This window comes from Pseudomonas arsenicoxydans (assembly GCF_006438915.1).
GTDB classification, from domain to species: domain Bacteria; phylum Pseudomonadota; class Gammaproteobacteria; order Pseudomonadales; family Pseudomonadaceae; genus Aquipseudomonas; species Aquipseudomonas arsenicoxydans_A.
Genome location: NZ_RCZE01000016.1, coordinates 123,267 through 135,910, shown reverse-complemented (window position 1 = coordinate 135,910; position 12,644 = coordinate 123,267). Strand labels below are relative to the sequence as shown.

General features: G+C 60.2%; 13 protein-coding genes. 8 read left to right on the top strand and 5 right to left on the bottom strand.

Features of this window, described 5'->3' with window-relative positions; all coding sequences use genetic code 11:
* The first annotated feature begins 22 nt into the window (after positions 1-22).
* Genes EAH78_RS28025 through EAH78_RS28010 form a run of 4 tightly spaced genes read left to right on the top strand, consistent with a single transcriptional unit; the run spans position 23 to position 3,482 of the window.
* Positions 23-940, top strand: coding sequence for a metal ABC transporter substrate-binding protein (locus EAH78_RS28025; RefSeq protein WP_140671023.1), 918 nt, complete (start codon positions 23-25; stop codon positions 938-940).
* Positions 937-1,680 carry a metal ABC transporter ATP-binding protein gene (locus tag EAH78_RS28020; RefSeq protein WP_140671020.1) on the top strand — a complete coding sequence of 248 codons (744 nt, stop codon included), beginning with the start codon at positions 937-939 and terminating at the stop codon, positions 1,678-1,680. The genes EAH78_RS28025 and EAH78_RS28020 overlap by 4 nt, the downstream gene beginning before the upstream one ends.
* Positions 1,680-2,579: a metal ABC transporter permease gene (locus EAH78_RS28015; RefSeq protein WP_027925783.1), complete on the top strand. Its 900-nt coding sequence runs from the start codon at positions 1,680-1,682 to the stop codon at positions 2,577-2,579. Before EAH78_RS28020 ends, EAH78_RS28015 begins: the two co-directional genes overlap by 1 nt.
* Positions 2,580-3,482 carry a metal ABC transporter substrate-binding protein gene (locus tag EAH78_RS28010; protein WP_140671018.1) on the top strand — a complete coding sequence of 301 codons (903 nt, stop codon included), beginning with the start codon at positions 2,580-2,582 and terminating at the stop codon, positions 3,480-3,482. It begins immediately after the preceding gene.
* A 182-nt stretch (positions 3,483-3,664) separates the two neighbouring features.
* Here the strand turns inward: EAH78_RS28010 and EAH78_RS28005 are convergent, their stop codons facing one another.
* The 5 genes from EAH78_RS28005 to EAH78_RS27985 form a co-directional block, all read right to left on the bottom strand.
* Positions 3,665-3,892, bottom strand: coding sequence for an MbtH family protein (locus tag EAH78_RS28005; RefSeq protein ID WP_027925781.1), 228 nt, complete (start codon positions 3,890-3,892; stop codon positions 3,665-3,667).
* An 82-nt stretch (positions 3,893-3,974) separates the two neighbouring features.
* Entirely contained in the window at positions 3,975-5,387 is a 1,413-nt protein-coding gene (locus EAH78_RS28000; RefSeq protein WP_140671015.1) for an aspartate aminotransferase family protein, read from the bottom strand.
* 56 nt (positions 5,388-5,443) lie between these two features.
* A complete protein-coding gene (locus EAH78_RS27995; RefSeq protein ID WP_140671013.1) occupies positions 5,444-5,926 on the bottom strand; it encodes a GNAT family N-acetyltransferase in 483 nt (160 codons plus the stop codon).
* A gap of 217 nt (positions 5,927-6,143) precedes the next feature.
* The gene (locus EAH78_RS27990; protein ID WP_140671011.1) at positions 6,144-7,469 is read right to left on the bottom strand and encodes an ATP-binding protein; all 1,326 of its coding nucleotides are present in this window, start codon (positions 7,467-7,469) and stop codon (positions 6,144-6,146) included.
* Positions 7,466-8,146, bottom strand: a complete 681-nt coding sequence (locus EAH78_RS27985; protein WP_140671008.1) for a response regulator — start codon at positions 8,144-8,146, stop codon at positions 7,466-7,468. The genes EAH78_RS27990 and EAH78_RS27985 overlap by 4 nt, the downstream gene beginning before the upstream one ends.
* A 292-nt stretch (positions 8,147-8,438) precedes the next feature.
* On the opposite strand from EAH78_RS27985, the gene EAH78_RS27980 reads away from it, so the two are divergent.
* The 4 genes from EAH78_RS27980 (at position 8,439) to dsbG (ending at position 12,565) form a co-directional block, all read left to right on the top strand.
* Complete coding sequence (locus EAH78_RS27980; RefSeq protein ID WP_140671005.1) at positions 8,439-9,137, top strand: hypothetical protein; 699 nt, start codon at positions 8,439-8,441, stop codon at positions 9,135-9,137.
* Positions 9,138-9,219: 82 nt separating this feature from the next.
* On the top strand, positions 9,220-10,953 hold the full coding sequence (gene dsbD, locus EAH78_RS27975) for a protein-disulfide reductase DsbD (RefSeq protein WP_140671003.1): 1,734 nt from the start codon (positions 9,220-9,222) through the stop codon (positions 10,951-10,953).
* Positions 10,953-11,819 carry a TlpA disulfide reductase family protein gene (locus EAH78_RS27970; RefSeq protein WP_140671001.1) on the top strand — a complete coding sequence of 289 codons (867 nt, stop codon included), beginning with the start codon at positions 10,953-10,955 and terminating at the stop codon, positions 11,817-11,819. The genes dsbD and EAH78_RS27970 overlap by 1 nt, the downstream gene beginning before the upstream one ends.
* Positions 11,795-12,565 carry a thiol:disulfide interchange protein DsbG gene (gene dsbG / locus EAH78_RS27965; protein ID WP_140670999.1) on the top strand — a complete coding sequence of 257 codons (771 nt, stop codon included), beginning with the start codon at positions 11,795-11,797 and terminating at the stop codon, positions 12,563-12,565. The genes EAH78_RS27970 and dsbG overlap by 25 nt, the downstream gene beginning before the upstream one ends.
* Positions 12,566-12,644: the final 79 nt, after the last annotated feature.

The window sequence follows — 12,644 nt, the reverse complement described above, 5'->3', positions numbered from 1 at the left end:
CCCGAGAGAAGACCGCTTTCCCATGCCTATTTCATCTTTCCTGCGCCTGCTATCGGCCGGCTTGCTGGCCTGCCTGCTGACCCCACTGGCCCATGCCGACGACGGCAAACGCCTGCGCATCGGCATCACCTTGCATCCTTATTACAGCTACGTCGCCAACATCGTCGGCGACAAGGCCGATGTGGTACCGCTGATTCCGGCCGGGTTCAATCCGCACGCCTACGAGCCCCGCGCCGAAGACATCAAACGCATCAGCGGACTGGACGTGATCGTGCTCAATGGCGTCGGTCATGACGACTTCGCCGACCGCATGATTGCCGCCAGCGAAACCCCGAACATCCCGGTGATCGAAGCCAACGAAAACGTGCCGCTGCTGGCCGCCACCGGTGTCGCCGCACGTGGTGCCGGCAAGGTGGTCAACCCGCACACGTTCCTGTCGATCAGCGCCTCGATTGCCCAGGTCAACAACATTGCCCGGGAGCTGGGCAAGCTTGATCCGGCCAACGCCAAGACCTATACGCAAAACGCCCGCGCTTACGGCAAACGCCTGCGGCAGATGCGCGCCGACGCCCTGGCGAAACTGACTCAGGCGCCAAACGCCGAACTGCGCGTGGCCACTGTTCACGCGGCTTACGATTACCTGCTGCGTGAATTCGGCCTCGAAGTCACTGCGGTAGTTGAACCGGCCCACGGCATCGAACCGAGCCCGAGCCAGTTGAAAAAAACCATCGACCAACTGCGCGAACTGGACGTGAAAGTGATCTTCTCGGAGATGGATTTCCCCTCCACCTACGTCGACACCATTCAGCGTGAGTCCGGGGTGAAGCTGTACCCGCTGTCGCACATTTCCTATGGCGAATACACCGCTGACAAGTACGAAAAGGAAATGACCGGCAACCTCAACACCGTGGTCCGGGCGATACAGGAGTCGGGCCAATGACCGCTCAAGAAAACCTCTCGGTCCAAAGCACCGGCCCGACGCTGGATTTCGCGGAGGTCTGCCTGACCCTCGGACGCACAACGATCCTCGACAACGTGAGCTTTCAGGTCTCGCCCGGCAGCGTGCACGCGCTGGTCGGCCCCAACGGGGGTGGCAAGAGTTCGCTGATCAAGACCCTGCTCGGGCAGATGCCGCATCAGGGGCGCCTAAGCCTGCAATGGCCGGGCGCAGCTGGGACCATCGGCTATGTGCCGCAAGCGCTGGAGTTTGATCGCGGCCTGCCAATGACCGTCGACGATTTCATGGCGGCCATGTGCCAACGCCGCCCGGCGTTCCTCGGTTTGAGCAAACACTACGCCGCCGCGATTGGGGAAGCGCTGGAACGGGTCGGCATGCAGGACAAACGCAAACGGCGCATGGGTGCGTTGTCCGGCGGTGAGCGTCAACGGGTGTTGCTGGCTCAAGGGCTGATCCCGGCGCCGCAACTGCTGGTGCTCGACGAACCGATGTCGGCACTGGATGAAGCCGGTATTCAGGTGTTCGAACGGCTGCTCGGCGACTGGCGCCAAAGCGGCATCACCGTGTTGTGGATCGAGCACGATCTGGAGGCCGTCGGGCGTCTGGCGGATCACGTCACCGGGCTCAATCGCCGGGTGTTGTTCGATACCACGCCGAAACAGGCACTGACCCCGGAACGCTTGCTGACCCTGTTCTCCACCCAGCCACGGAGCGCTGCCTGATGAGTTATGAAGCCTTCCGTTTGATGGTTCAGGGCTGGGCGTCGTCGGGTTACCTGCCCGAGGCGCTGGCCTATGGTTTTGTGGTCAACGCGCTGCTCGCAGGCCTGTTGATCGGCCCGGTGCTGGGCGGTTTGGGCACATTGGTGGTGGTCAAGCGCTTCGCGTTTTTCTCCGAAGCAGTGGGCCACGCGGCGCTGACCGGCGTGGCCATCGGCATCCTGCTCGGCGAACCCTATACCGGGCCTTACGGCAGCCTGTTTGGTTACTGCCTGCTGTTCGGCATTTTGCTCAATTACCTGCGCAACCGCACCGGCCTGGCGCCGGACACCTTGATCGGCGTGTTCCTGTCGGTGTCGTTGGCATTGGGCGCGAGCCTGCTGCTGATTCTGGCGGGCAAGATCAACGTGCACATTCTGGAAAACGTGTTGTTCGGTTCGGTGTTGACCGTCAACGGCAATGACCTGGCGGTGTTGGCCATTGTCGGTTCGCTGGTCATGGCGTTGGCCTTGCCGTTGTACAACCGCATCATGCTGGCCAGTTTCAACCCGCAATTGGCGGCAGTGCGCGGGGTGGCGGTGAAGACTCTGGATTATCTGTTTGTGATTCTGGTAACGCTGATCACCGTGGCCGCGGTGAAGGTCATCGGCGCGATTCTGGTCGGCGCGCTGTTGGTGATTCCGGCAGCCGCCGCGCGCTTGCTCAGCCAATCACTGAAGGGCTTCTTCTGGTGCTCGGTGCTGATCGCCACGGTCAGCACGCTGTGCGGAATTCTCGCGCCGATTGTGTTCGACCTGCCGATCCCGTCCGGTGCCGCGATCATTCTGGTGGCCGGAATCGCTTTCGCCTTGTCCGCCATTGCGCGCGGTGTCGTCCCCAGCCTCAAAGGGAATCTCGGATAAATGTCTTTTTCTCTGCGTCAACTGACCCTGGCCGTAGCCCTCTGCGGGCTGGTCAACACTTCGTTTGCGGAGGACACCGCCAAACCGCTGCACGTGCTGGCGTCCTTGCCGATCACTTACGGCTTGGGTGAAGTCTTGCTCAAAGGCACTGACGTCAACCTTGAACGTGCCGCACCGGCGAACCTGCCCGGCAGCCGTCAGACCGCGTATTTCACCGGCCGTGGCGCCCCGGCGCTGGCCAAACTGGCGACCGACGCCGATGCAGTGATCGGCCTGCGCTCGCTGTGGCCGGATGATCCGCTGTACCCGATCTCCCGTCGCAGCAACATACGCATCGTTGAAGTCGACGCGGCGCGCCCGGTGGACGGCGCCCTGCCCGGCATCGCCGTGCAGCCAGACAACAAGGTCGAGGGTCTGAACAGCCAGCCGTGGTTGTCCAGCAACAACATGGGGCGGATGGCCGACGTGATGGCCGCCGACCTGGTTCGCCTGGCGCCGGATGCCAAACCTGCGATCGAGGCTAACCTGGCGGCGCTGAAACAGCGTTTGCTCAAGTTCAGTGCCGACAGCGAAGCGCGTCTGGCCAGTGCTGACACGCTCAGTGTGATGAGCCTCAGCGATCACTTCGGCTATTTGATTGGCGGGCTCAATCTGGAACTGATCGGGACCGATGCGCGCCCGGACGCCGAGTGGACGCCCGAAGCGCTCAAGCAATTGGGCGCGATGTTGAAGGACAATGAGGTGGCGGTGGTGTTGCATCATCGGCAGCCTTCGGACGTGGTGAAAGCGGTGATTGCCGAGGCCGGTAGCCGGTTGGTGGTGTTGAGTGTGGATGCGGTGGATCCGGTGGCCGAATTGGAAGGGAATGTGGATTTAGTGATCAAGGGGTTGAACGGAGCGTAACCCAGTTGGACCGCGTCATCGTTCTTCGCGAGCAAGCCTGCTCCCACATTCGATTTGTGTAACGCCTATCAAATGTGGGAGCGGGCTTGCTCGCGAAGGCGTCCTTAGAAACGCCACAACCTCCGGACATTAAAAAGCCCGCGGACCTTCTCGGTTCAGCGGGCTTTTCTTTGCTCGGTCAATCAGTGAGCTACTGCCGCCTGCTCTTCCATCTTGCGACGCAAACTCAGCGGACGCATGTCCGTCCAGGTTTCTTCAATGTAAGCCAGGCATTCCTTCTTCAAACCGCTCTTGCCCACGGTGCGCCAGCCCTCTGGCACGGCTTTGTAGTCAGGCCAGATCGAGTATTGCTCTTCGTGGTTGACCACGACCTGAAAGAGGATGTCCTCGCGGTCGAATACTGAAGTCATGGGCGTTTCTCCATCTCTGTAGGGTGGGGTGCGCGGCGTGCGCAGCCGTTATTTAGAAAGAACGTTCAGGGCGCCAAAAAATTTAGAGACTGGCGGTGGCCACGGCCATGGCCCGGCCGAAAATCCCGGCCACCTGATCGATCTCAGCGGCCGTGATCACCAGTGGCGGCAGGAAGCGCACCACACCGCCATGCCGGCCGCCCAACTCCAGAATCAACCCGCGCTTGAGGCATTCACGCTGTACCCGCGGCGCCAGTGCAGCAAATATCGGCGGATGGCCTTGAGCGTCCGGCGCACCGGTCGGGTCGACCAGTTCGACGCCGAGCATCAAGCCACGACCACGAATGTCGCCCATGTGCGGGAAGTCCCGCTGCAGGATGCGCAGGTGTTCGCTCAAGCGTTCACCCATGGCGGCCGCGTGCTCGCACACCTTGTGTTCGACCAGGTAACGCATCACCGCCGAACCGGCGGCCATAGCCATCTGATTGCCGCGGAAGGTCCCGGCATGCGCGCCCGGCAGCCAGGTGTCGAGCCAGTCGCGGTAAACCACCACCGCCAGCGGCAAGCTGCCGCCGATGGCTTTGGACATCACCACCACGTCCGGAATGATCCCGGCGTGTTCAAAGGCAAACATCTTGCCGGTGCGGGCAAATCCGCTCTGGATTTCATCGACGATCAGCGCCACTCCAGCCTTTTCGGTGATGCGACGCACACCACGCAGCCAGTCGAGATCCGCCGGAATCACCCCGCCTTCGCCCTGTACCACTTCCACAATCACGGCGGCCGGCAACTGCACGCCGGCTTCGGGATCGTTCAGCAGGTTTTCCAGGTAGCTCAGATTGACCTGCACGCCCTGCGCCCCACCGAGGCCAAACGGGCAACGGTAATCGTAGGGATACGGCATGAATTGCACACCGCTGCTGAGCAAGGCACCCAGAGGCTGTTTCGGCCCCAGGCTGCCCATCAGGCTCAATGCGCCCTGGCTCATGCCGTGATAACCGCCCTGGAACGACAACACGGTGCTGCGTCCGGTGGCGGTGCGCACCAGTTTCAACGCGGCTTCCACCGCGTCGGTGCCGGTCGGGCCACAGAACTGGATCTTCGCCTCGGCGGCCAATGCCGGCGGCAGCAGGCCGAACAGGTCCTGCACAAACTGGTCCTTGACTGGCGTGGTCAGGTCGAGGGTGTGCAGCGGCAGGCCATCGCTCAGTACTTGCTGGATCGCTTCGATCACCACCGGATGATTGTGCCCCAGCGCCAGCGTCCCGGCACCGGCCAGACAGTCGATGAAATGGCGACCTTCGACGTCCTCGACATAAATGCCCTTGGCGCGTTTCAGCGCCAGGGGAATGCGTCGCGGGTAGCTACGGGCATTGGATTCCTGCTGGTTTTGACGGGCCAGCAGCGGCGATTCATTGAACTGGTACAGCGTTTCAGCCGGCGTCGGGACAATCCGGGCCGGCTGATCTTCGATAAGGCTGGTAGCGACTGACATTTCTCGACCCCTCAATAAGGTTTCCTGTTCTGGAAACGCATCAGGGGCTCAAGGATTTAGACCGTCGACAACGCTTTGTGCATGGGAACCGCCTGAAGCCCCGCTACCGCGAAGGTGTCAGCACACGCCTGGTAACCCAGATGCCGGTAAAAGGCCTCGCCGGTTCGGGTGCTGTTGAGTCGTGCCAGGTGCACACCGTGATCGATCAACCAGCCTTCAAGGTCGCGCACCAGCGCCTGCCCGACACCGCGGCGGAACCATTCCGGCTGCACGTAACAGAACGCGACCTTGCCGCTGATGGCGGCCATCGCGACGCCGACCGGTTTGTCGTGCAACAGGGCGATGTTGAGGTACAACCGCTGGTCAGTCAGCCAGGGCTGGACGTGTGCGATGGTTTTGTTCTGGACCCAGGTGGCGACGGTACGTGGGTCATTGCGGTGATCCAGCGCACAGCCCACCCGAATGGAGCGCTCGACGATACGGCTGATGATGCCCGCGTCGGCGGAGGTTGCCTTGCAGATGTGAACCGATGCTTCCATGGCGCTGTTACCTCAATCCATTGAGAAAAAGCTGCCGGGGACGATAGCGCTGGCGGACGTCAGAAGGCCAATGAAGAGAAGTTACATTTGATGTGCAACACATATCTAATGTGGGAGCGGGCTTGCTCGCGAAAGCGCCGGTACAGTCAATATAGATGTTGAATGTTATGGCCCCTTCGCGAGCAAGCCCGCTCCCACACTTGCTCTGTGGTGTGGGTTAGAGGGTTTGCAGGGGCATGGTCAGCTCAACCCGCAACCCATCCGGTCGGCTGTCGAACCGCAACGTGCATCCGCAGCGCTGGACTATCGCTTGAACAATCGCCAGTCCCAAGCCGCAACCGGTGCTCTGGCCATTGCGCCAGAAGCGTTGGGTCAGGTGTTGCAAATCGTCTTCGGCAATCCCCGGTCCATGATCGCGAACCAGAAAACGCGCACGATTGCCGGTGGTTTCCAGGCTCAATTCCACGGCACCATCGCCAGGGGTATGGCGCAAAGCGTTGTCCAGCAGGTTGCGCAACGCGGCAATCGACAACACGGCAGGCATTTGCACCGGTGCACTGGAAAATTGACTCGGCATCTGCAATTTGATTCGTTGCCGATCCCCGCTGGCGGCGTCTTGAATAGCCAATTTCGCCACTTGCTCAGCGCTGCACTGCACGCCGTCATCAAACGACAAACTGCCCTCGACCCGCGCCAGCAACAGCAATTGCTCAAGAGTCCGGTGCATGCGGTCGGCGCCCTCCTCGGCACGGGCCAGGGATTGATCCCGTGCCGCGCCGTCGGTCATGCGCGCCACTTGCAGGTGGGTCTTGATCGCGGTCAACGGACTGCGCAGTTCGTGCGCCGCATCACCGGTCAGACGTCGCTCGCGTTCGATGGTCTTGCCGATGCGCTGGAACAGTTGGTTCTGGGTGTCCAGCAGCGGTTGCAGTTCGCTGGGCAGTGGCTGGATCTGCAACGGTTCGAGGGAATCGGCGCTGCGCCGCATCAGCGCATCACGCATCCGGTTGAGCGGCGCCAGCCCTTGGCCGATGCCCAGCCACAGCAGGCACAGACAGCCGAGCAGCGCCACACCCACCGGCACCGACGCGGCCAGCAGGATCGACATGTTCAGCGCCTCGCGCTCGATTTGCCGGTCGGCGGTGGTGATGCGCAGATCGCCGCGTGCCAGGGTGAAACTGCGCCACGGTGCGCCGTCGATCATTTGGTCGTGAAAGCCCATTTTCTCGGCTTCCAGGGTTTGCTGCGGATCGGTGTGACTGCGAGCGAGGATTTCGCCGCGCAATGAACTGACCTGACAGGCCATGCCGCCGGGAACGTTCAGTTGTTCCGCGCTGAAATGAGTGCCCTCGCCCTTGGTCGGCAACGCGGGCAATTGCTCCATCAGGCCGGCGACCATGCGCGCAGAAGCCACCAGTCGCTGGTCGAGGGAAAACATCATTTGGTTACGCAGGTCGCTGAGCATCCAGGCTGCGGCCAGGGCCCAGATCAAGGCAAAAGCGGCGCCGAGGGTCAAGCTCAGGCGCAAACGCAGGCTCATCACTTCGAAGATTCTCCGCCATCAGCCGGCCCCAGGCGATAGCCCAGGCCGCGCACGGTTTCGACGATGCCGTTACCGAGTTTACGCCGCAGGTGATGGATGTGAACGTTGAGGGCGTTGCTTTCCAGTTCGTCATTGAAACCGTAGACGCTGTCTTTGAGTTGCTCGGTGGAGAGCACGCGCCCGCGGTTATGCAGCAAGGCCTGCAACAACGCCTGCTCGCGACGCGACAGGTCCACCGGTTGACCGCCGAGCAGGGTTTCGCGGCTGCTAGGGTCGTAGGTCAGCGCACCATGTTCGATCAAGTTCACACTGCGCCCCGCCACCCGGCGCAGCAATGTGTGCAGACGCGCAGCCAGTTCGCGCAGATCGAACGGTTTGAGCAGGTAATCATCGGCGCCGGCTTGCAAGCCATCGACCCGATCCGTCACGGAATCGCGCGCGGTGAGAATCAGCACCGGAATCTCCAGGCCGTTGTGACGCAGTTGCTGCAACAGCTTCAGGCCATCTTCGTCGGGAAGGCCGAGGTCGAGCACCATGACGTCGAATTCAGCGACCTTGAGCATCGCGCGCGCAGACGACGCCGTGGCGACGTGTTCGACCGTCAGGCCCTGTGCGGTGAGGCCGGCAACAATGCCGCTGGCGATCAGCTCATCGTCTTCACAAACCAGTACGTGCATGGGCGCTCCCAGGAGTAAAAACGCGAGTCAAACAGGTGAGGATTAAGGCGCAATTATGGCAAGTGCGGCGGCTGACGAACAGTATCGATTTCTCTCACCGACTTCCTTCACCGACTCTTAACACTGCTTAGTTGCAAAGCGAAACAAACAACCCGAAAAAAAACATACTAATAAATACCCGCAAAACGATAAGCTTCATCTCGCAGCACAACTTAAACATTCAAAACCCAGCACAACTAAAACTCCCATCTAGAAAACAAAAAGTCTTCTACCTATTGAAAGGAATCAGCACATGCCCCAACTAAAAAACTTTGTCACTGTCGACTGGCGCTCCGGAAAAGACGGCATTCATTTCTTCTTTAAAGACATCAACAAATACTCTCGATACAGCAACAATGATGAAAATATTCCAGAGGGATACCCCAGCGCTATCTCTCAAGGCAACTGGGGTGACTTCCATTCTCATGCCAAAAATTTGCGCTTCGGCTTCACCACTACCGACCTGCCTGGTGAAACTGAAGGTTCTGACACCGATATTTCATGGCTGTTTTTTTATAAGGACAACACGCCGACCGTCTGTAAGTACAATCAAGACAGTGACAGCGCGAGTTACATCAAGCCAGTAAAAAACACAGTCTGGGCTGCTCTACTTCCCTATTTTGACCGCATTGTCGCTGGAACGTGGTGGGATGTAATCGGCAAATCGTTTGTGTTCAAATTTATACTGAGTGATGGCAATCACATAACTTTTGATTATAAGAAAAAACATTTGCACGAGGCAGCAATATCCAGCACTGCATGGAACGGTCTCACCCCCTATCTAAAACGTATTATTACCGGAGTACAAGAAGATCGAACATTCGCAGACAACTACTTCTACATCTTCCTGACCAACAACCAATACCTTGTCTATAACTTGCAGCTCAATACCGTGCAATCCGGCCCTCACGCGGTCAACGACACGTCGTGGCGAGGCTTGCAGCGCGGCTGAAGATTCACCGGCGTGCGGTTAATCATCGGTTAATCGCCGCCTCCCATTGTGCCTCTCACTTGCACAGGGATAAGGCTTACCCATGAGTCGTCTGTTTGTATTTTTTGTCCTCTTGATCTCGGGTCTGGCCCAGGCAGGGACTAATCCGTTCGATACCAAACCTGAATTCCTACCGGTGGAAAAAGCGTTCGCTTTCACGTCTGAACGCCTTGAGTCGGGTGAAACCCAGCTTTACTGGCAGATCACCGACGGTTATTACCTTTATCAAAAACGCCTGAAATTCGACGGCTTGCCTGCTGATCAGCATCCTGTCTTGCCGGAAGGCGAAGCGCACAGTGACGAGTTCTTTGGCGAACAACAGGTTTACCGCCAGGGTCTGGAACTGAAGATCCCGGCCGGTGCTACCGGTCAACTCAAGGTGGGCTTCCAGGGTTGCGCCGATGCCGGATTGTGCTATCCGCCGCAGACCCAGATCGTGGATTTGGGCGGTATCGCGTCGATTGTCGCAAACGAAGCACCGGATCAAGCCTTGGCCAGCGACCTGCAACAGAGGGCGCTGGGCTGGAGTTTGCTGGTGTTTTTCGGCTTGGGCCTGCTGCTGGCGTTCACGCCTTGCTCATTGCCGATGCTGCCGATTCTGGCCGGTTTGATTGTGGGTAGCGGCGCCACCTCCAAGCGCGGGTTTGCTTTGGCAGGCAGCTACGTGGTGAGCATGGCGCTGGTGTACGCAGCGATGGGTGTCTTGGCCGCATTGCTTGGCGCGAACCTGCAAGCGTTGCTGCAAAACCCTTGGCTGTTGGGCAGTTTTGCGGCCGTGTTTGTTCTGCTGGCGTTGCCGATGTTCGGTTTCTTCGAGCTGCAACTGCCGGTGGCGGTTCGCGACCGCCTGGAAAACGTATCGCGCAATCAGCGTGGCGGCAGCCTGGTCGGTGCCGGTGCGCTGGGCGCCTTGTCTGGCTTGCTGGTCGGTCCGTGCATGACCGCACCGTTGGCCGGCGCCCTGCTCTACATTGCGCAAAGCGGTAACGCGCTGCATGGCGGGCTGATTCTGTTTGCCATGGGCATCGGCATCGGTGTACCGCTGCTGTTGCTGGTGACCATCGGTAATCGCTTCCTGCCCAAACCCGGCGCCTGGATGAACCTGCTCAAAGGCATCTTCGGCTTCCTGTTCCTCGCCACCGCGCTGCTGATGTTGCGCCCGGTGCTGGATGAGTCGCTATGGATCGGTCTGTGTGGCGCGCTGCTGTTGCTAGCGGCTTATAGCGCCTGGAGCCAGTCCAGCGGTTTCGGTCGAACAGCGCACGTTTTCGGCGCCAGCTCAATGCTGCTGGGTTTATGGGGCAGCCTGTTGGTGATCGGCGCCGCAGGTGGCAGTGACGATTTGTTTCAGCCACTGCAGGTGTATCGCGGTTCAACCACGGCCAGTGCCGCCGCACCGGTTGGCCACGAGGCCTTCACCACGATCAAAGACCCGCAAGCGCTGCAACGGGAACTGGATGCGGCGCAAGCGCAGGGCCAATGGGTGCTGCTGGACTACTACGCAGACTGGTGCACCTCGTGCAAAGTCATGGAAAAACGGGTCTTCGGCAAACCCAAAGTGATGCAAGCGTTGAGCGATGTGCGCTTGCTCCGGCTCGACGTGACCGCCGACAATGCCGCCAGCCGCGAACTGCTCGGCCGTTATAAAGTGCCGGGGCCACCGAGTTTCCTGTGGATCGGCGCCGACGGCGAAGAGCGTCGCAGCCAGCGCATCACCGGCGAGGTCGATGCCGACACCTTCCTGCAACGCTGGACCACAACCCGAGACGCCCGTTAATGCTGACTTTTACCCTCGGCACCTTTGCCATCGCGCTTAACCATTTGCTGCTGATCAGTGCCCTGGCGCTGGCGACGTTTGTCGGCTGGCGGGTGGCCAAACGGGGCGGCGAGAACCCCGAGTCGGTGCTGTTCAGCTTGTTCCTGATAGGCATGCTGGCGGCCCGGGTCAGTTTCGTCGCCGTTTACTGGGCGCACTATCGCAACGATCCGTGGCAAATCATCGACCTGCGCGACGGTGGTTTTCTGGCTTGGCCGGGGGTGATTGTGCTGCTGCTGGCCACGCTGTATCGCGGCTGGCGTCGGCCGGGGTTGCGCCGCCCTCTGGGATTCGGCGTGGGTAGCGGCCTGGCGTTCTGGCTGCTGGCAACCTTCTCCCTGAGCATTTACGAGCAAGGCACACGCCTGCCGGAAATCAGCTTGCGCAATGCTGCCGGTGAAACCGTGCAACTGGCCGATTACCGGGGCGGACCGTTGGTAATTAACCTCTGGGCCACTTGGTGCCCGCCGTGCCGTCGGGAGATGCCGGTACTGGAAAACGCCCAGCAACACCGCCCGGACCTGACGTTCCTGTTCGTCAATCAGGCCGAAAGCATGCAAAGCGTCGCCACGTTCCTCGAAACCCAGGGCCTGAGCCTGACCAACGTGCTGTTCGATGGCGGTGGGCGTCTGGGTCAAGCCGTGGGTTCCATGGCTTTGCCGACTACGCTGTTCTATAGCAATGACGGTCGCCTGTTGGCCAGCCATTTGGGTGAACTCTCGGAAGCCAGTCTGGCCCGCGCCCTGGAAAACTTCGACAGCCCTTCTTCTGCCGCACCGTCCACCTCTTCAAGGAAACTGCCATGCCCCGCCTCCGCCACCTGCTGACGCTGACCCTCGGCGCCGCCCTGCTGCACCTGCCGTCGGTGCAGGCCGCCGAAGAACTGCCTGACGCGATCAAGAAGATCGAAGCCAAGGGCGCAAAAATCGTCGGCCAGTTCGATGCCCCCGATGGCTTGCGCGGTTACGCAGCGCAATACCAGAACCGTGGCATGGCGCTGTACCTGACTCCGGATGGCAAGCACGTGTTGCTCGGCAATCTCTACGATGCCGAAGGCAATGACCTGACCACCGCGCCGTTGCAGAAACTGGTCTACGCGCCGATGTCCAAGGAAGTCTGGGGCAAGATGGAAGCCAGCAACTGGATCGGTGACGGCAAGAAAGACGCCCCGCGTGTCGTCTATCTGTTCAGCGATCCGAACTGCCCTTACTGCAACGTGTTCTGGGAACAGGCGCGGCCGTGGGTGAAGGCCGGCAAGGTGCAATTGCGGCACATCATGGTCGGGATCATTCGCGAAGACAGCCCGGGCAAATCAGCGGCATTGCTGGCGGCCAAGGATCCGAGCAAAGCGCTGGAAGAACACGAGAAGGCTGGCAAGGAGAGTTCGCTCAAGGCCCTCAAGGACGTGCCGCCGGCGATTCAGCTGAAACTGGCGGCGAACATGCAATTGATGGAAGACCTGGAGTTGCAGGCGACTCCAGCGATTTTCTATATGGATGACAAGGGTGAGCTGCAACAGCAGCAAGGTGCGCCTTCGCCGGACAAGTTGGCTAAAATTTTGGGACCTAAGTAGTCATTCCCGAAGGAGCTCCGGTGAATTCACCGACGCCTTCGCGAGCAAGCCCGCTCCCACATTTGTCCTGCGTACACAG